This window comes from Chlorogloeopsis sp. ULAP01 (genome assembly GCF_030381805.1).
GTDB lineage: Bacteria > Cyanobacteriota > Cyanobacteriia > Cyanobacteriales > Nostocaceae > Chlorogloeopsis.
Genome location: NZ_JAUDRH010000017.1, coordinates 99650 through 120057, shown reverse-complemented (window position 1 = coordinate 120057; position 20408 = coordinate 99650). Strand labels below are relative to the sequence as shown.

12 protein-coding genes and 6 pseudogenes are annotated in these 20408 nt (G+C 42.2%); 4 read left to right on the top strand and 14 right to left on the bottom strand.

What is annotated here, in order from left to right; translation table 11 throughout:
• The first annotated feature begins 51 nt into the window (after window positions 1-51).
• Complete coding sequence (locus tag QUB80_RS28810) at window positions 52-777, top strand: gamma-glutamyl-gamma-aminobutyrate hydrolase family protein (RefSeq protein WP_289792885.1); 726 nt, start codon at window positions 52-54, stop codon at window positions 775-777.
• Between the two features lie 573 nt (window positions 778-1350).
• On the opposite strand, the pseudogene QUB80_RS28805 reads toward QUB80_RS28810, so the two are convergent.
• The 8 genes and pseudogenes from QUB80_RS28805 to QUB80_RS28770 all read right to left on the bottom strand — a co-directional run.
• Window positions 1351-1596 (bottom strand): annotated as a pseudogene (locus tag QUB80_RS28805) (ISNCY family transposase); the annotation flags it as partial.
• Between the two features lie 18 nt (window positions 1597-1614).
• Window positions 1615-2268: pseudogene (locus QUB80_RS28800) on the bottom strand (IS630 family transposase); the annotation flags it as partial.
• Between the two features lie 41 nt (window positions 2269-2309).
• On the bottom strand, window positions 2310-3971 hold the full coding sequence (locus QUB80_RS28795; protein ID WP_289792884.1) for a response regulator: 1662 nt from the start codon (window positions 3969-3971) through the stop codon (window positions 2310-2312).
• 233 nt (window positions 3972-4204) lie between these two features.
• On the bottom strand, window positions 4205-6379 hold the full coding sequence (locus QUB80_RS28790) for an AGE family epimerase/isomerase (RefSeq protein ID WP_289792883.1): 2175 nt from the start codon (window positions 6377-6379) through the stop codon (window positions 4205-4207).
• A 38-nt stretch (window positions 6380-6417) separates the two neighbouring features.
• Window positions 6418-8538: a glycogen debranching protein GlgX gene (gene glgX / locus QUB80_RS28785; RefSeq protein ID WP_289792882.1), complete on the bottom strand. Its 2121-nt coding sequence runs from the start codon at window positions 8536-8538 to the stop codon at window positions 6418-6420.
• Between the two features lie 211 nt (window positions 8539-8749).
• Window positions 8750-8983 (bottom strand): hypothetical protein, encoded by a 234-nt coding sequence (locus QUB80_RS28780; protein WP_502875334.1) that lies wholly within the window; start codon window positions 8981-8983, stop codon window positions 8750-8752.
• Window positions 8984-9265: 282 nt separating this feature from the next.
• Entirely contained in the window at window positions 9266-9895 is a 630-nt protein-coding gene (locus tag QUB80_RS28775) for a DJ-1/PfpI family protein (protein ID WP_289792881.1), read from the bottom strand.
• A gap of 73 nt (window positions 9896-9968) precedes the next feature.
• A complete protein-coding gene (locus QUB80_RS28770; RefSeq protein WP_289792880.1) occupies window positions 9969-10133 on the bottom strand; it encodes a hypothetical protein in 165 nt (54 codons plus the stop codon).
• 1989 nt (window positions 10134-12122) lie between these two features.
• Between QUB80_RS28770 and QUB80_RS35335 the strand changes: the two are divergent.
• From QUB80_RS35335 to QUB80_RS28755, 3 genes and pseudogenes are all read left to right on the top strand, one after another.
• Window positions 12123-12314, top strand: a pseudogene (locus QUB80_RS35335) (thiamine pyrophosphate-binding protein); the annotation flags it as partial.
• Window positions 12315-12387: 73 nt separating this feature from the next.
• Window positions 12388-13239, top strand: coding sequence for an iron-containing redox enzyme family protein (locus QUB80_RS28760; protein ID WP_289792878.1), 852 nt, complete (start codon window positions 12388-12390; stop codon window positions 13237-13239).
• 96 nt (window positions 13240-13335) lie between these two features.
• Window positions 13336-13602: a hypothetical protein gene (locus QUB80_RS28755; RefSeq protein ID WP_289792877.1), complete on the top strand. Its 267-nt coding sequence runs from the start codon at window positions 13336-13338 to the stop codon at window positions 13600-13602.
• 347 nt (window positions 13603-13949) lie between these two features.
• Here QUB80_RS28755 and QUB80_RS28750 read toward each other — a convergent pair.
• The 6 genes and pseudogenes from QUB80_RS28750 to QUB80_RS28725 form a co-directional block, all read right to left on the bottom strand.
• Window positions 13950-17506 (bottom strand): annotated as a pseudogene (locus QUB80_RS28750) (WD40 domain-containing protein).
• Between the two features lie 549 nt (window positions 17507-18055).
• Window positions 18056-18385 (bottom strand): annotated as a pseudogene (locus QUB80_RS28745) (ISAs1 family transposase); the annotation flags it as partial.
• A gap of 120 nt (window positions 18386-18505) precedes the next feature.
• Complete coding sequence (locus QUB80_RS28740) at window positions 18506-18670, bottom strand: hypothetical protein (protein WP_289792876.1); 165 nt, start codon at window positions 18668-18670, stop codon at window positions 18506-18508.
• A gap of 117 nt (window positions 18671-18787) precedes the next feature.
• Entirely contained in the window at window positions 18788-19033 is a 246-nt protein-coding gene (locus tag QUB80_RS28735; RefSeq protein ID WP_289792875.1) for a hypothetical protein, read from the bottom strand.
• A gap of 530 nt (window positions 19034-19563) precedes the next feature.
• The gene (locus tag QUB80_RS28730) at window positions 19564-19959 is read right to left on the bottom strand and encodes a metal-sulfur cluster assembly factor (RefSeq protein ID WP_289792874.1); all 396 of its coding nucleotides are present in this window, start codon (window positions 19957-19959) and stop codon (window positions 19564-19566) included.
• A gap of 30 nt (window positions 19960-19989) precedes the next feature.
• A pseudogene (locus tag QUB80_RS28725) lies at window positions 19990-20190 on the bottom strand (IS630 family transposase); the annotation flags it as partial.
• Window positions 20191-20408 lie beyond the last annotated feature (218 nt).

Below are 20408 nucleotides of genomic sequence, written 5' to 3'. Positions count from 1 at the left end.
AAGCACAACCTGCAACAAACCTGCTAGACAAAATACTTAAATAGCATCAAGATGAGTAGCAAATCTCGAAAAGCATTGATTGGCATTACAACTTACGGTCGGCAAGCAGCATTACCATTTTCTCTGCCAAGCGAATATATAGATGCAGTTCGTGCCGCAGGCGGTATTCCTATATTATTACCGCCAGGAGAAATTGAGCCTGCCATACTTCTAGATCCTTTGGATGGTTTAATCATCTCCGGAGGTGGAGATATTGACCCTGTTTGCTACAACGGTTTTGCTCATCCTACGATTTATTCTGTCGATGCTGAACGTGATGCTTTTGAATTGCAACTTGCCAAGTTTGCTCTTGAACGTCATCTGCCGATATTGGGTATTTGCCGGGGTTTACAAATTCTCATCGTCGCCTGTGGGGGTACTCTGATTCCTCACATTGGTGATGTCTACGGTACATCTGCATTACATCGTCTAGAGCCTGAACCTGGACGATGTTTACCGACAGAACATCTCGTCAGAATAGATGTAAAAAGCCGTTTAGCTAACTGTGTACAGAATTCTCACATATCTGTAGTTTCTTTGCATCATCAAGCAGTAGATAAAGTCCCATCTGGTTGGCAGGTTGTTGCTCATGCCCCAGATGATGGAGTCATTGAAGCTGTCGAGCATGAACATCATCCTTGGGCAATTGGGGTGCAATGGCATCCTGAGCTTTCAACTCTTAATCCTAGTCATCAAAGAATTTTTCAAGCTCTCGTTCAGGCTGCACATACCCAATAAAGCTAACTGAGAAATTAAAGTATTCTTAAATGTTTTAGTCAGCAATTAAAACTTGTGACGACTACTAAAGTGTCACTTAATTAACACCTGATTGTGGCAGTGAAATTTTATATTTTACATCTATAGCATATACCTAACTAATAGCCACCGACAGTTGATAAAGCTTAAATATAGCAAAGTTTTTGTATGTTTAAATCTAGCTCAAATCAAAAAGCGATACTAGCTTTGTTGTTGTTTGTACAAGTTCCGAGCTTTGGTGTTGCCACTCAATTATATTTTCTTCCTAGAGTGTTAGCGGGACTTAAACAAAAATCAAGCCCAAATATAGCCTAGTTCCCGGTGCAAAACTAGCGAGACAATAAAGAAAAAGTATTATTAAACCTCAAAAATAAAAGATAAAATTGAGAGCAATAGTGGCAAAAAAATTATATGAGAATTCAAATATTTGGGAAATAAAGTAATGTTGATAAAGTGATTTATCACTGGTTAGAAAATATTAATTTAGTTAACATACCTGGTTTGGAAAACTAAACATCGACTGATAATGGTCAAATTATGAGCGATAATTCCCTAGTCCACCCAACGTTTAAATCCCATATCTCCTCTATACAAACAACGTTGGAAACCAAAGCATCGTTTCAAAAAACTAATACATCCTTCTACGCCGTTATGCCAATGGCGGCCTTTTCTAAAATTTCTCTTCCTTTCATGTTGAATTCGTTGCTTACTTCTATAACCTCCTTTAGGCAATATGACTTGTTTTATTCCTAATGATCGGGCATAGTTTTCATTAGTTTGATAGTAAACACCTCTATCACTATAGCAATGCTAAGTGATTTATGAGAAAACACTATAGCCATAAAGTTTTGGAAAGTCAAAAATTTGACTATGTACTGCCAGATTAAATAACTCTTTGACTACAGTAAACGAATGACAGAAAAAATAAAATTCTCTGATGAATCTTTTGGCAAACAGCCAAATATCCTCTACAGGATTTTGTTGTGGTGGATTGGGTGCAAATCTCAAGCAAGTAATCCACCATAGTTCTTTTGATAATTCAGAATTTAAGGAATCTAGGTAATCTTGAATTTCTTGTGAACGATGATAACTGGCACTATCCCAAATGATTAATAGTTTTGCTCCAGGACGCAGAGAGCGCAGATATCCTAAAAAATTAATGGTGTTTTTCGAGTCACCTTTTTCGGCTGCATAAGTGATAAATTCTTTCTTTTGATAATCTAATGCACCAAAATATGTTTGTTTTTCACGTTCATTTACTACTGGTATTGAGATTCGTTCACTCTTTTTACCCCAGACATATCCAATGATGTCTCCCCAAAGTAAATGACATTCGTCAATCATGAATACAACTAACTCTCCTGATTTGATTTCGGCTTTTTTCGTCTCCAACAACTCACAAATCTCTTTTTTTGAATCTACTAATTCCTGATCATATTTGGGATTATTAGCTTGAGTTTTCTTCCAACTAATACACATCCGTATTCAGGATTCCACAAAGATAGGAACTCCAGCTATAAGGATGCGAGATATTGGTGAATGAATTGAACAGCGATCGCTCCCTCACCCACCGCTGAGGCAACTCGTTTCACAGACTTATGGCGCACGTCACCTACCGCGAAAATACCCGGCACACTAGTTTCGAGAAGAAACGGATTGCGCTCTAGTGTCCATCCTTTTGGAAGTGTCCCATTCTGCATAGTGTCAGGCCCAGTCAGGATGAATCCATATTTATCGCGCTCTACAACATCTTGTAACCAATGAGTACGTGGCATCGCACCAATAAAGGTAAAAAGGGCGTTGGTAGGGACAGTTTCAACCTCACTAGTTTCTATGTTTGCAAGAGTTATCGCCTCAAGCTTGTCTTTGCCAAATACTTCAGCAACCTGAGTCAACAATTTTACTGTTATATTGTCAGTTAATTCGATCTGATCGATCAGATACTTAGACATACTTTTCGTTAGTGAGTCACCTCGTACGAGCAGAGTCACACGCCGGGCGTATTTAGAGAGGTACATCGCAGCCTGTCCAGCTGAATTACCCGCCCCGACAATAAAAACGTCTTCGTCTTGGTAGGAAAGTGCTTCGGTGATTGCAGCTCCATAGTACACACCCGCCCCTGTCAACCTGTCAATACCAGGCACATCGAGTTTGCGATACGATACGCCTGTTGCAATCATCAGCGTATGACTGCTCAGTTCCGATCTATCTGCTAGAGTTACAATTCGATACTGACCCTCTGTACGAACGCTAGTTACTTCTTGCGGCGTAAGAATCTCTGCTCCGAACTTGCGAGCTTGTGCAACAGCACGTCTGGCTAAATCTCCCCCAGTTAGTCCAACCGGAAAACCGAGATAATTCTCAATCCGGGAACTTGTCCCCGCTTGCCCTCCTGGGGCCTCTCTTTCAATTATTACAGTATCCAGCCCCTCGGATGCCCCATAAACAGCTGCCGCTAGGCCGCCCGGGCCAGCACCCACGATAATCAAGTCGTAAAACGGCATTGTCGGGCGCATTTTCAGCCCTATTTTCTCGGCAATTTCAATATTTGTCGGAGCTATCAGATTTGAGCCATTGGGGAAGAGCAGTAGTGGTAGTTGTGGGACATCAGAACTGGTGGCGTAGGTAACCAGACGGTTCGCCTCATCTGATTCAACGTCCAGCCACTGGTAAGGAATATGATTACGTGCTAAAAAATCTTTGACTTGATGGGATTTGGGCGACCAGCGATCGCCAATCACGCGAACGCCTTCAAAATATGGGAGAAACGATGTCTGCCAAACCTCTAGCAAATCGTTAAGCACGGGGTACAAACGCTCTTCTGGAGGGCTCCACGGCTTCAGGAGATAGTAATCAATCTTGGCCTTATTGATGGCACGAATAGCATCATCGGTATCTGCATACGCCGTAAGCAAGGCGCGTTTGGCCTGTGGAAAGATTTCCATTGCCTTTTCAAGAAACTCCACACCAGTCATCTGTGGCATCCGCTGGTCTGCCAACAATAGTGCCACTGGCTCATTGCGCAGTTTCAACTGTTTGAGTGCCTCCAAAGCCGTCGCACCAGAATCTGCTCGCAATATCCGGAAGTCGCTACCGTATTTATGCCGTAAATCGCGTTCGATAGCCCATAGGACTTGGGGGTCGTCGTCTATTGTAATTAATACAGGTTTAGCCATAAGTTCCTCATTAATTCACAAGCTACAACATTGAAAAAACAAGGCGCTGGCTCGTTTTAGCAGTTCGTTATTTAGCCCCTTAAAGTTGCTTTGGCTGACTACTAGTTGGGTTTAAAACCTCTACTTCTAACTTGAATCTTTAATAAGTATTTGAATCCCCTACTTATTGGCCTTCTTAAGTTTATTAAGGTACAGGTACAAGTAAAGCTCAGTTGCAAAGAGGCTGTTAACTATCACCTAACACTAGCCATCTTGACAGTTTCATACCTATCCAACACAGTCACACCCTCACAAAATGAACTCATCTGAAGGTAATTCTTCACATGCTCAGCCGCACCAACTATATAGAATTCAACATCAGCACCCAACTTTTGCTTGTTGAAAATAAGCGATCGCAGGCCAGCGCTAGATATGCATTTCAGATTTTCTAGCATCAAAACAATGCGTTTGACTGACTGGCTGGTTGCTTTCTTTAATTCATCCTCGAAAAGTGGTACAGCAGCTGCATCCATTAACCCACTTAAGGAAATCTTGGCGGTACTTTCAGTTACATCTAATAGAGTTGCGTTGAAAAATACCTCAGTGGGAAGAATTCTGACTCGAACTTTTAGTTCATCGGCAGAGGATGGCAGTTTGATTGTGAGGTTGTTGGCATCAAAATTGAAATACGATTGCCCATTGATCCATACATCGGCAATATGCACGCTGCCAGGTGGTAGAATATCTGGCTGAACTCGCAGAATATTATCTTTAAAGGCACCAGGCTTTGGCTTGAAGTACAAATCCATCGGCTGTTTAGTAATCAGCAGGTTTATATAGACACAAGCCAAGTAAGCCAGCTCAAAGGAGTGATAACCACTCATTGAGTGGCTGCCCTTGCCTCGCTCAGTTCCCAGCAGATAGGGAAGTCCATTTGCCAAAACATTGAAGTAGACACCGCCAGCTTCGTAGTCGAGGAACCAAGCGTTATAGAAAGCTGCTGATTCACGTGCCAACCGTTGATACTCAGGTTTACCAAGTGAACCAGTAAGAATTAGATAGGCTAAAATGGCTTGTTCCTGCTGCCACCAAGCTTTTCGGTCATGCCATACAAAGCGGTATATCCCTTCCCCTGGTTTTAGGGCACGCTCTACGACGTCATACCACCCTCCACGCTGGCGATCGCTGCCAACTGCTGGCATGATTTCTGCAATCTTTTCAGCCAGGGCTACATATTTTTCTTTTGGTTTCAGGTGGTTCATCCGCATCAGGTTCCAAGCTATTTTGAGGTTGTGTCCGACAACGGCTCGATTCTGCTGCCACCCCCAAGTCGTGTCGTGGCTCCAATCCTCATAAAAACGTTCTTGAACGAACGGACTATGCTCATAATCCGGAAAACGCTTTTCAATTGTGTCAAAGGTGTACTCAAGGAAATCAGCGTATTTGTCCTCGCCGGTCGCCAGCCATAAATTAATCAAGTAAGCTGGGGCATGATCGCCTACTGAGTTCCAGTTCTTTTTAGCGCGGTTATGACCCAAAGTCTCTGAGTAAGGGCTGAGACTAATCGGATCGATGTGTGAAAATAATCCTCCTCTTTCCGATTTGTCCAGGAAATAGTACTCAAACAGATTGACGGTCAACTCTATGTCCTTCAAAATGTGTGGATCGCCTGTAACCCGGTAAGTTTGGGTAGGACCAACCAACGCATATATCTGCTCATAAGCTGGAATAGCGTCATAATCATCCCCAAATTCTGAGGAAAATATTTTTTGCTCACTTCCATCTGGCTTCACGTCAACTGCATGATACCAATAGCAAATACCTTCACCCTCGTCGAGAAAACGCATATGTCGGCGTAGGTATTCGGTTCCTTTTTCGGCAGCCTCTAGGTAATGGTCTTCCCCAGTCATCATATAGGCTGTGGCAAAACCGTAAACCAGGCGCGAAATAGTGTCAGTTTCCTGACGATTGCTCTTTTCCTTTGAACCAACCAAGCCTATACCAGTGCGATATTTTCGATAATCAATTTCACCATCCTCAAACTGTGCTTTCAGGTAAAAATTGGCAAGATTTTGTATTTGCTTGACCCACCAGTCTTGCTTTTCAAAAAGATACTCGCGTTCTGTCCGACCCAGAAAGACTATACGCTTGGCTTCAAACTTATACTGATCTCCCTCAAGATAGAAAATGCCATATACGAAAATATACTGATTTGGAGCAATTCTTGACCATATCTGACCAGTGCAATCGTAGTAAGGCTCTCCCAAATTGCGCACCAACTCAGCATAGGTGTTTGAGGTCAATGCTACTTCAAAGTTCCTTCCGTCTGAGGTCTTGAGGGTGAAAGTACCATGCTCTCCCTTACTCGTGTCAAAATCAGTAACATACCCAGCGATCAGGTCTGAAAACGTAAAATCTATGTTATTCATTGAATTTTCTCCAAAAGTGAAAATTGATGACCTGGAAATTATTTGGAAATTAAAATGACAACGCTACGACCCTGAACAGTACAGACATTGCCTGAAACTATAGTCTCTTTCCCCTGTTCCATAATATCCATAGGGGAAGGTTCAGCAGTGTCTACAATTTTGTACCATTCCCTCCTACCTGCAATCGAGGGAATTTCAAAGTCGAGAGCTTCCCAATACATATTGAGCATGACGTGAATATCTGCTTCCCCTTCAAAGCCGCCCATAGTATATGCGAGAACTCTGGCATCAGGGTCGTACCAACCTGGACTGAACAACTTGCAACCATGCCAAGAAATGTCCGCCAAACCACGCTCGTTAACTTCGCCACTGAAGAAACGGCTGCGGCGTAAGGCACTATGACAATAGCACTTGCGGAAATCTATCATCAGCTTGAAGAACCTGAATATATCCGAGTTCTTCTCCACAAGATTCCAGTCAAACCAACTAATTTCGTTATCCTGGCAATAGGCGTTGTTGTTGCCCTTTTGGGTGCGTCTGACTTCATCACCAGCTACAAACATCGGTACGCCTTGGGAAAGGAAGAGAATGGCTACGAAATTCTTAATTTGTCGCCGACGCAAAGCATCAATTCCTGGATCGTCAGTCTCTCCTTCAACTCCACAATTCCAGCTCAAATTATCATTAATGCCATCCTGATTATTTTCACCATTGGCTTCATTATGTTTGTAGTTGTATGAAACCAGATCGTTGAGGGTGAACCCATCATGGCAAGTAATGAAATTAATGCTGTTAATTGGTAGGTGACCAGTTGCTTGATAGAGATCGGCACTTCCGGCTATGCGTGAAGCAACTGCCCCCACTAGCCCTGGATCTCCCTTGACAAAGCGCCGGATATCATCCCGATAGTGTCCGTTCCATTCTGCCCAACGATATCCAGGAAAGTAGCCAATTTGATACAATCCGGCAGCATCCCAAGCCTCAGCAATAATTTTGGTTTCAGCTAGGGTATCAGATATTTCAATGTGCCACACTACTGGCGGATGAGCCATAGGTACTCCGTCCTGACCGCGGGCGAGAATAGACCCTTCATCAAACCGGAAACCATCAACATGCATCTCTTTTACCCAAAATTCCAGAGATTCTACAATCAACTTTTCCACAATTGGGTGATTGCAGTTAAAGGTATGTCCACACCCGGTGTAGTCCATATAATACTGCTTATCCCAGGGCACGAGATGATAGTAAGTGCTATTTTCAAAGCCTTTGAAGTTGATAGTCGGACCCATATGGTTGCCTTCACTAGTATGGTTATAGACCACATCTAGGATGACTTCAATGTCAGCCTTATGTAGAGCCTTAACCATATCCCGAAATTCCCTGATATGGCTTCCTTCATCAGAGGCGGTACAATATGAACCTTCAGGAGCAAAGTAGCTGTGTGGGTTGTATCCCCAGTAGTCTTTCAGTTGGTTGCCGTTAACTTCTCGGACAATTTCCTTTTCATCAAAGTCAAATACTGGCAGGAGTTCAACAGCTGTTATTCCCAATTCTTTCAAGTAAGGAATCCTCTCGATAATTCCAGAGAAGGTTCCGCAATTTTTGCAGCCTGAGGAAGGAGACCTGGTAAACCCGCCAACATGTAACTCATAAATGATCGTGTCACTCATTGGTCGGTTGAGGGGGCGATCGCCTTCCCAGTCATAATCCGAGGTGTCAATCACTACACTACGCATTGAGGTAGCTAGGTTGTCTTTTGTTCCCAAAGCATCTATGCGGTTCCAAAGAGCATTGCAGTTTCCCTTGGAGTAGGGATCGATCAGTACCTTGTTCTTGTTGAAGCGGTATCCTGCGCCGTGTAAATTCTGAGGGCCGTCAACTCGGTATGCATAGTAAGTGCCTGGTGTCAACCCTTTTACAAAGATATGCCAGAAATGAAAGGTTTTATTTATTTTTGGGTTTAATTGGATAATCTGAATCGGTTCCGCGTCATCATGCTTATCGAACAACAACAGTTCCACAGATATGGCATGTTCTGAAAAGATTGAGAAATTTACCCCGTCTTTGTATGGCGTTGCACCTAAAGGATGTTGGCTTCCTCGTTCTACTTGGTACTTAGTCGTTACTGGCTCAATTTGATATTTAGTTGTTGCAATCATTATGCCCTTCCTTTTATTGCACAGATGAGTTGTCTATCCTGATTCAGTAAGTATGTAAGGCTCTGCAAAGGTATTGATAAAGCAGGAGGCAACTCCTCTACTCCTCTAAGCTCTTACTCTCTACAACTGGTGTGTCTCTGCGTCAGGTCAATTCACATTTTCAATCAGCAACAGCGCAAATTGTTATTAGAGGTGATTTATAAAGTAATTGTTAACAAGCAAGTCGATTTAACATCAATTTGACCATTGCAGGATAAACAATTGCCTCACTCACTTCCGGTAACATCTCATAATCCGAACTGCCACGCCGATACCACCCTAACCAATTAAATGTTCTCTCTACGACCCAGCATCTGAGCAACACTTCAAAATCAAAGGAATTACGTTTAACAACCTCAATGAATGGCACCACAAATCGCATCAACCACATGGGTAAACTTCTCACAACTAAAACCTACATCAACCGATATCAACTCTATATTTTCACACTCGCATAAAACTTCTGCGATCGGGCAATCGCACACCTCAATCGGTCTTGGGTATTGGCCGAGGTAACTATCACACCTAAAACAACCCAGACAATCGACGATCAAATGACGTTTAAGTCCTTTGACGGATCTTGCTGTGCCGACATCAAAGCCTTATTTATACACCCTCACACATTGCATTCTAATGCGAGTACGTGCTTCAATCTTGTTGTATTTAGATTTACTTTATAAATCAGTTCTTACGCACTAACTTTCTGCATTTGTTGCTTTTTAATTTCCTCTAAAAAGACACCCATGAATTCGTAGGTTACGTCAGGATGTTTTGCTGCGATCAGATTACCGTCGATGTGTAGTGTCTTGGTTCCATCACCCTCAAATTGGACAATTCCTCCCGCATTTTGAACGTCGTAAATCAGATTATGAGCACAGGTGACCTTGCGACCTCTCAGGAGTTCTGGTGCAGCACAGAACAGCCAAAGGCTGTGACAAATTGTTCCAATTTTTAAGTGATTGGCATCCATAACTCTCACAGCTGCTCGGAGAAACTTGACGGCTGGAGATTGGTTGGGTTGACCTGGCTTTGGATTGGCTTCATAGCGAAGACGATCCATAGCATAGCCACCAATGAGAATAATTCCGTCATAATCGGTAGGCTCAACATCTTCCACTTCTGTGCAGACTGTAACCTCTTCAGTAAAATCATTGCCTTTAAAAGTCAGTTGGTCATAATCCCAAAGGTGAGATATGTACTCTACCTGGTATCCATTTTTAGGAAAGAAGTCGTTGAACCCTCGATACTCAGTTTCGTCAAAGTGAGCTTCAATGAGTACACCTATTTTTTGTTTAGGCTTGGACATTGTAGTTACCATGTTGGACTCCTTTGTAATTTAGGTTAATCACTTTCTTGTGAATGTTTTTGCGCGGCGAATTGCTATGTTCTTGTTAACGCTTGATTAATTGCATCTGTTTGACCATAACGTGGAAATTGACTATGCCCAAATTTCCGTTTGGATTCCCAGTTTCTATGCCATCAACATAGGTTTTGGAATTGCCGTTGTTAGTTGCATATCCAATTACCTTACTAAATAAGTTGTGCTCGTTAGACATCAAATATTATGCAACGCCACGTAGAATACTGCCTTTCCATCTCGATCGCGTTCTGCATAATCTGCGTTGCTCATGCTTTTTCCTCCTTTGAGTACAGCTTTTCATAAATTCGTATGGTTAAGGCTCGTAGGTTGTGTTGTCTTCGTCCTCGACTTATAATCATTATGAATTTGTGCAATTCTGTACTTAGAACCCAACCTCTCGCTTGCTTGAAACAAATGTGACTGCTTTCATCCTTACTGCTTTCACTACAGTTTCATAAATCAAAGGTGGTCTGCTATATGTCTAGCTTTCCAATTCAAAAAGGTTTTAGCCAGCGAAATTTAGGAAGTTAAAAACAAATTTAAGTTTTTTTAGTTTTTTCTTTTTGTGGTTGTTGCATAACAAAGCTATTGCAGACTTTCGCTTTGCTCAAATTTAAAACAAAAGGATGCAGAACAACTAAATTTATCTATGGAAATGCAAAAAAAATCAAATCGAGACGCAAAATCCAATATTTGAGGCGTTCTTATTACAATTACTCTAAATTAAGTATTGATTTACGTTTTTAAATTTTATTTTTAATTTTAGAATTTCAATTTTGAATCTCCCAGGTAGATGGTCTAACATTAATTTAATATAGAGATAGACAAAACTTAACTACTCTTCAACCTACTTCCTGCACATTATACCGTTTCACTTTAAAGTTGATACATTTGGGCAAGCTGGGGGAGATGGGGAGGTTGGGGAAGCTGGGGGAGTGAATTGTATCAAGATTTTCGTGAAATGGTATTAGGAAGAGAGAAGAATGTTTCGTTTTTGACCTGCGGTACATTCTGCCACTAAACGCTTAGGCATTATATTGAGTGCATTCTTGCCGATTATAAGTAAAAGACTTAAGTTCGTCCTTAATTTCCCTATCTTTGGTTGCTAAAATCTTTTAAACATCCTAAATTTAACTGATAATTACCTTTAGCTATTATTTGATTTTTGATTAGTTATGATTATCAAAAAAACGGAGAAATCAGATTTTTAGTACAATATTTACGCTGAATACTCCCAAGATAAGTATTTATCCTAAAACTAATAAATGAGATAAATCAATATAATTAGAAAGAATTAATGGAGTAAATATATGAATATTTTTTATTCACTTGTGTTACAGTTCATGGTAAAGTCAAGGTAATATCAAGAATACCAAGCAGGTATCAACAATGAATGTAAAGGGATTTGCATCTAATAAGTTGAAAATAACTTGAACAAAAACTCTTTTTCATAAGTTATACGCACTAAATGGTTTGAGAGAATGTTTGAAAAACCATTTAGCTAAGTTGAGTAATTTATTCCTTAATGTCATTTAAAAATATTCTCTAATTAAGTAAAAGTTGTAGGTAGATAGATTTCGTAAAATCAGTTTTCTTTAACTAACAATAAGGAGGTAGTTTGTTTGTACAGGGGTCAACAGATTTTGATTTATGTAAATAAAGAGTTAAATGCCACGTCTAAGCGTGGTGAGCTTCTCGATAAACCAAAACCACCCATATATTGCAAGAATGGGTAAATCTAGTTAGCTATTCCAGCGCCTGGGACTTACAGTCCCAGTCTCATAGCATAAGTCCATTTTAATGGACTAAAACTAGAACTAGTTTTATAAGTAAATTTTGTTACTGCAGAATATAAGGACTGTAAGTCCCAGTATCATTGTGATTTGAGTTGAGATATTGTCAGCAAAACCCGCCCTTACACAGTCTGGTTAATCTCACGGACATGATATGAGGCTTTAGAACCCAATCTACAAATTGTAGGGTATTGACTGAAACTTTAGGAATTTGTTGGCGAATTCCTTGGGGTTTATACCGATTCTATGCAGCGATCCTTAAAAAGTACTTTTGTTCTTTTGTGCTAACAGTCTTTTTTGGCTGAACGTACAGAAATGCCTGGGAATAACGCTATCGCTCATGAAGTCCGCAATTGCGTTCTTTTGCTTGCTAATGCACAAGTAAGGCTTATGTGGTCAAAATGCTGGAAGATATGGGAGTGCAATATGCGTTTGGTGTTTCGGGAGGCGCGATCGCCCCCAGTAGCACGCACTGCAACATAGTTCAATCAAAGTACTTCACTTTCGTCGCGAAAACAGAACTGGGGATCGCTAACGCGTTAACCGAGCTGTTTACTGCACGGTGGGAAGGTGCGAAGGTAATTATCCCTGAGCAATAACTTTTCCCACGAGTGATTTTCTCTAATTCTGCAACAACCATAAGTGAGGAAAAGAAATATGCGTAATGACTTTTTAATTGATACAGAATCGGCGTGTGTTGTATCTGACGAAGTAGCAGTGAAGATAGCCAATTGCACTAGGCTGCATCAACCCAGTTCTGTAGAGAGGGGGGCTGGCTTTGCTGCAAAAAAGGTTGGTACAGACAGCCTAGCTAAAACTCAGAAGCTTTTAGATAGGGCGATCGCATTAGCCTGGAAGGCTGTGAAGTCGAACCGTAGACCACCAGCCCTGACCCCTACACGTTGGGTATGGCGGCTTGCTGGTGCTTACCATTCAAGTTGCCATACCTCACGACTGATGGAAGAAGCTGCCCAGCGCTTCGCTGTATCTGGTCGTAAGAATTTGGCACAGTGGGCTGTACAGAAAGCCAGAGAGGAAGCAGGCCACGACCGACTCGCTCTGCGCGATATTCAATCAATGGGATATGACGCAGAGGCTGTGGTGCAAGCGCTTGTGCCATCTCCTATAAAGTCTTTGGTCGATTACTTTATCCAAAGTGTGCAGACGACCGATCCAATTGGTTGCGTTGGTTTTTTCTATACAGCCGAACGCTTAGGGACATTTATAGGGGAGGAGTACATCCACAGTGTGGAGGCTTTGTTACCACCAGGTACTCATGCCACACGTTGGCTACGTGTACACAGCAGTGTCGGTGCCGAAGTGAAGCATATAGAGGAGACAGTTAAAGTTGTTGCAGAGCTTACTCCCCAAGAGCATATCCGCATAGCACAAGCCTGTTATGAAACCGCATTGTTGCGCTTTACTCCACCCAAGGAGGGCTATATATCAGACGAGGAACTTCAGAATGTATTGAAACCGCTAGAGTTGAATACTTGTCTGCGAGTGTGAACTAATTTTCAAAAACTAAATAAATGACCCGGTAAGCAAGAAGAGCTTTTCTCAGACACCCTTAACTGTACTGTTCCAACTTTAAGGAGAAGAAGGATGCAATTTCGGATTTTAGATTTTGGATTTTCGATTTTAGTATGGCTAGGTTTAGGTTATGCCTATGAAGTTGTTTTTTCACGGATCTTTCCAAATGCAATAAAGACTGCAACTATAGAGGAGCAATCTTTAAGTCATAATTTCACCAGTAACCTCTTTGAGACTAGTTTCGATACATTGAATGGCATCGAACTAGATGATTTGGAAAGTATCATAAATGAATTCACGCAGGGATTGCCAAGCGATACCGAATTCAGTACTATGTAGATTCAGTCTACATATCTATTTAGTGGCTTAGAATTGAAACAGTTGATTACCCTGGTTGTCTAGCCCCTGTCAAGTTAGGAGCCAAAGCAGCTTTAAGGCTGGTTAGCCCTAGCTACCGTAAAAGCTAGATAGTCAGGGACTAACACTTATCGGACAAAGCTTATCGGACAAAGAAAATCTCCCGTTCGTTAAGCGGAAGTTCCCCCCAAATAAAAATCGCTGATACTTACGTAGAGCGGCTGCACGGGGGAACTTCAGATTAAACTGACGTTTCAGACAAGGTTTGCGGTGGGCTGATCTCTCTCGGTGGTAAAATCTCCATTGGTTTCATATAACTGTTAAATATGCTATTTTTCACCAGCAACTGCCCCCAAAACTTTCAGCGTAGCAATAATCGCTGTAGTTAAACCTGTAACCCCCATAATGTTCATCCGCTTATAGGGTTTCTCCACTTTCAGAACTTTTAAGCACTCACCTGTTGTTACCTCCCACAGTCTTATTGTCTCATCTTCACCGCTGCTTGCCAAAGTTTGATTATCCGGACAAAAGGCGACTGACCTGATCCAACCCCCTGTATGTCCTTCCAAGGCTTTGAGGCATTTACCAGTGCTCAGATCCCACAACCTAACTGTGTGGTCTTGACAGCTACTCGCTAGTATTCGGCTGTCTGGGCTAAAGGCTACTGAGAGTAACCACCCCGTATCTATCTGCAAAATTTTAAGGCATTCACCAGTGCTGACACTCCATAACCTTAACGTTCGATCTGTACTGGTACTTGCCAACAGCTTACCATCCGGACTAAAAGCAACTGACCAAACCCAATTCGTATGCCCCTCTAGGGTCTTGAGGCACTCACCAGTGCTGACATCCCACAGCTTGAGTGTTTCCTCCAACGCGCCGCTGGCTAGTATCATCCCTTGAGGACTGAAGGCAACTGACCAGACCTGAGCTATATGTCCCTGGCAAGTTCTTAAAGCTTGACCCGTGTTGACATCCCATATCCTGACTGTTTGGTCTTCACTGCCACTTGCTAACGTTTGTCCATCTGCACTAAAGGCAACTGACCGAATCGCAGCACGATGTCCCTGGAAAGTCTGCAAGACTTGACCTGTATTAACATCCCACAACCTCACCGTTCGATCTTCACTGCCACTTGCTAGGGTCTGTCCATCTGGACTAAAGGCAACTGACTGGATTGCAGCACCATGTCCTTGGAACGTTTTGAGGCATTGACCTGTACTGACATCCCACAACCTCACCGAAGAATCGTGACTGCCACTTGCTAGCTTCTGCCCATCTGGACTGAAGACAACTGAGAGTACCTGATGAGTATATCCCTGAAGCGTTTTGAGGCATTCGCCAGTACGAACACCCCACAGTCGTACCATCTGATCGTAACTGCCACTAGCCACTAACTCACCCTGTGGACTAAAGGCGACCGAATATACCCAACTGGAATGTCCGTGGAAAGTTTTGAGGCATTCCCCGGTGCTAACGCTCCATAGTCTCACCGTCTGGTCAAAACTGCCACTGGCTAGAATATCACCTTGCGACCTAAAGGTGACTGAGTATACTTCATTTAAATGTCCCTGGAACGTTTTAAGGCATTTACCAGTACTGACATCCCATAACTTAATCATCTGGTCTTCACTACCACTCGCCAGCATTTTACCATCAAGACTGATGGCAATTGACCGTATCCCATCACTGTGTCCGTGGAAAACTTTGAGGCATTCACCGATGTTAATATCCCATAACCGAACTGTGTGGTCATCACTGCCACTCACTAGCATATGCCCATCCTTACTGAAGGCAACGGAGCATACCCAACTTGTGTGCCCTTGGAATGTTCTGAGACATTGACCAGTGCAGACACTCCATAACTTTATTGTATTATCATCACTGCCACTTGCTAGTGTGTTACCATCTGGACTAAAGGCAACTGACCAAACCTCGTCATCGTGTCCTTGCAAGATTTGCAGACATTGAGCGGTGCTGACATCCCACAACTTCACAGTACAGTCAACACTACCACTAGCAAGAGTTCTGCCATCAGGACTAAAGGCAAGCGATACAACCCAGTTGGTATGCCCCTTACAGGACAGAAGTTGTTTCCCATCCGAAACTTGGTACAAGCGAATCTCACCATTGGTATCACCCATAGCCAAAAGTTTGCCATCAGGGCTAAAAATTACTGACAAAACACCACCAAAGGTATCAGCAAAAACAGACTTAGTTAGATTGGCGTTTTGGAAATTTACATCGTGCAATTTCACATTCCGCAAATCTGCTTGCCAAACGGTTAGAGAAGAAAAATCATAGCCTCTGAGATCAGTTCCCAAATGACAAAGCAGATTAATAATATTTCCAGCCGTATAACTTTTTTCTAGCGGTGATGTTTCTCGTAGGGTGGCTAAAATTTGAGTGAGCCGATTTTCAATACTTCTAGGGCATCTCCCAAAGAGAACAAGCAGCCCATCTATAACTGGCTGGAGGATGAGGCGAACTTGAATTTCCCTCACGTAGTCTTTCGCGGTCGCCTTGATCAGAGCATGACACTTGAAAAGTGCTGGTTTCTGAAGGAAAATTTCTGAACACACTTGATCCACCAATCTGTCAGTCACATACTCCATCACTACAGGTTGTAGTGTGAAGTGTGCTGCGCTTTTTTCAACTAGCGTAGGCAAAGCCTTCTCGATGAGCGATCGCCTTACTAAAGACTCTAGTGCTTCTAGTATTTTTTTTGACGGAATTGGTGATACAAAATCTTCTTGCAACTCTAATAGCGAAACTGGCTCACGATTAATTGCCAGCCAGTACATTATATCTTTTTCTAAATCTGACAAACGCTCAAATTGCTGCTCTAAAATATCGTGAATATCGCCAAAAACTGCCGTATTCTGTGCAAAAACTCACTTACGCTACCATTAAAGACATCGAGAATAGCCGTAGCAACTATCTTTAGGGCTAATGGATTACCTGCATAGCGCTCAACTATTGCTGTACATTCCTCTTCTACTCCACATAGTCCCTTTACTTTCAAGATTTCCTGCCCATCCACCGACTTCATACCACCTAGTTGGAATGAACGTAGGCATAGCGTTTTTCCTTCTAGTAATGCCACTTCTTTCGGTTTTTCCCGGCTTGTCAACACCAAGCAACTAGAGTGAGATGTTTCTCCCACCCGTCTGAGCAGCTCCCCATAACACTCGTATCCCTCTCGATAAAGTCCGGCTCGACTACCATCACGCAAAATCGACTCCATATTATCTAGTATCAGCAAACAGCGATACTGCCGCAGATAATCAATCAGTCGCGACACTCTGTCGCATACGCTTTCTGGTAAGTTAGCTTCTGTTTCCTGTTCATTAGACAAAAACTGGATCAGGTTAGCCAGAATCGCTTGAATTGGCGGAGCTTCTCTTAGCGATCGCCAGATAACGTACTCAAAATTATTTTTAATCTGTTCTGTAAGCTTTACTGATAGAGCTGATTTACCAATTCCCCCCATCCCCAAGATTGCCACTACTTGGCAGCGATCCTTTAGGATCAATTGCTCTAAGGTAGCAAGTTCTTCTGTACGTCCGTAAAAAACAGAGGTATCAATCGCTTCTCCCCAATCTAAGTGGCTTTGGGTAATGTTTGAATAGAAACTTTTATCTAGTTCTAAATTAAAAGCTCCGAGAAAACGCTCAAGTGTTCGTTTGTCAACCCCTTCTTCGCGAGCCAGTACTTTTGTGATTGTACCTGTATCTAGTCCAGTGCGTTCACTTAGCTCTTCAAGGGTATACCTTTCTCCAAAATTCTCCTTATTTTCTGACTCAATTCTTGCATCCCGAAGTTTTTGGCACCCTTCAAGGCTGAGAATAACACCGCGCTTACGTCTTTGTTTCTGTGTATTCATATTTGGAAACCTGTTAAATAGTTAACTATGTTTCCTAATGTTTGCCTTTTGCTAGGTCAGCTTTGCTTGTTCTCCCTTACGCGAAAGACTCTATCCTGCCTCTAAGTTCTCAGCTATTTCAATGACAAATCGACTGCCGTTTTCCCAAGCACCGCGCTTTTAGGGGTAATATCAGTGGCTTGGAACTGCCAGTACTTGATACGAACAATATTGACGGGTTAAGGCAGAGCATATAAGTGTAAGAGTATAAAAGAAAATTTGACTTTTCTCTAAAATTACCAACCCCCAATGGATAGAACACAACGAGACCTGATGGTATATTATCAAAAGTCTCTAAGGACTTAAATACCTTAAACTATATAATAAAACTATAAAAACTATAAAATTTTTAGGAATGTTAAGTACCTAGAGAATTTTTAAACAGAGTGCAGACAAGGCTTTTGGGTACCAGTACTAAATTGATTTTGTCAATATCAAAGCGCGAGAAATCTGTGGGCACACGTGATGGAAGAATAACCATTTTGGCGCAGAACATTGAGGGCGAGCCTCCTACCCTACGGGAAGGCTCCGCCTACGGAGGAGCTTCGCTAACGCTTGCACAATCGATAGATTGGCAGGAGCATTCCCCATGCGTATGGTCGAACGATCCTCATCAAAAACCATATCCAGTACCCAAAGTCGTCGATTCTCAATCGCCCAACGCCTGCGAATTCCTTGGGCAAAATCAACTGCTGAACGGACGCCACTAGTAATGTAGTAAGAAACTTGGTGACATGGTTTGCCTACAAGAGTACCAATTCTTTCAACTTTGATTAACGACTTCAAGCCAATCCATTGTTGACTGATACCAGTTAAATCATTGAAAACTTGTACAGTACTTGTTGTGACTCTGTTTCGAGTTCATTCAGTTGTGATATACCGACTCGTTGGTTTGGTATGAGCCGTATGATGCTGAATCTGGCGATGCAAGGAGAGTTGATTCGCTTTAACTGCAAGTCCCTAATCATTGCCACCATCGACAATTAACTGGCAAGTTTTTTTGGTAATGTAGTGCATTGTTCCCATGATGGCGAATAGTAACACCAGCCACGGTGGATGTCTTTGCCCATCTTTTGTTCTAAAGTCTTTAACTTGTCGCAGTTGTTCAATCAAATTTGCAGCCATTGTTTTTCATCCCCTCAGCGCTTGTCATTTTACGTCTTTTAGAGAATGAAACAGCCCTACCTTAAAAAGTGGGGCTTTGCGTAAGTTATAAAAGTTGATAAAATTAATCTTTCAAAACTACGGGGATTCAGAAGTAGAACCACCCGTCCGCACCCATTCATCGACAAGGTGATATAGAACAGAATACATTGTGACTCGCTTGTGTGCGCAGAGGGCTTTGAACTGAAGCTTTAGAGATTCTGGGATATATCCCTTTAAATTCTCATTATCTTGGTTAGAGCTAGACCAATCGACGAGGTATTCAGGAACAGGTCCACCTGCTTGTATCCATTTACCGATCAGATCTTCTAGAACCGAACTCATCTGCAATTTTCTTTGGATGCAAAGAACCTTGAATTGAAGCTTGAGAGATCTTGGCACAGTTCCCTTAACAACGACATATTGCTCAGTGTTTCTATCAACCACAATGCCACACAAGCTTAGAGGATGTACGAAAAGTCTCAATTGTTAGGCTACTCGCCTGATCATAATAGAACTTACGCATTGACAAAATAAACAAAATGTGAATTAAAGAGCAAAAAAAAGATAAGATTTTTCAATTAGGCGATCGCTAATCACTAGGACTTACGCATTGACAAAAGAGGCAAAATGTATGTGTAAAAATATGGCTGAATTAGGGTGCGATCGCTATCTACAAGGGGCGGAACTTGGTTGATAATATCCAAGAGATAAAGCCTTGCTTGTTACTCTTCACAACACCATTCAGCCAATTAGTATATGGCACTGAACCAAAAAAGATGAAAGACCTGGTTGCTAGAACAGAGAACCTCCTTTGGAAAGAGTCATATTGATAGTTGAAGAACTTCACAGCCTCCATGTGTAAATTTAAGGTTTTATCTCAACTGCTGTCTTTGCAACGCAGCTGACAGAAGCTTTTCATTATGTTCCTCCAACTTTGATTTAGCCACCTTGCTCAAATTATCAGGAGTCCAATCCATATTCTTATCCCATTCTAAGCTGATACTTTCAATTTGCTGATATACTTCTAGTCGCTCACGGATTTCCCTCTCAAAATAGGGGAAGTATTCACATCCTGCAGAGGTAAAACGAATTCGTAAAAACACTTTCCAAGCATTGTCTACAGGTTCAACATTGATACTACAAATAAGCCCCATATCTACCATTCCAATTGAGAGACCCCGAGCCAGCCCACAGGGGTCGTAAACCTCATTCATCTTAGTTTGAACCAAAGCAATCACATCTTCTTTAGTTTTAAGTGAATCGTTCATCGTTTAACTTCTCTACTCATTAGTACTCTGTCAAGTTTGAATTGAGGGATAAAGACGCTTAAGTTTAATCCGTGCATCTGCTGTGTAAAACTGCCAGTCAACAGTGCGTGAGCATTGATTTCTCTGTGTCACCCAAGCAGTAACTTCTGTAATTAAAGTTGCTTTGTCAGGTATTTGTCGGTTAAGGCATTCACGAGTTAAAATACTTAGCTCGATTTCAGCCATATTCAACCCTTCAGGTAGCCTACGGGAACGCCTCCGGCGAACGCCAGTCGCTACAACGGGGGACTCGGAGCCTCCACGAAGGAAGGGAAGTGAGATACAGTCTTGCGAATACGACTTTTGAGCCAAGCCCAACACTTATTTCAATTGAATTTGGGTTCATAGCCGCAAAGAAACTACTGCTGCTATGAGGACAGGATTAGCGATCGCTCCTTGGGCTTGGCATG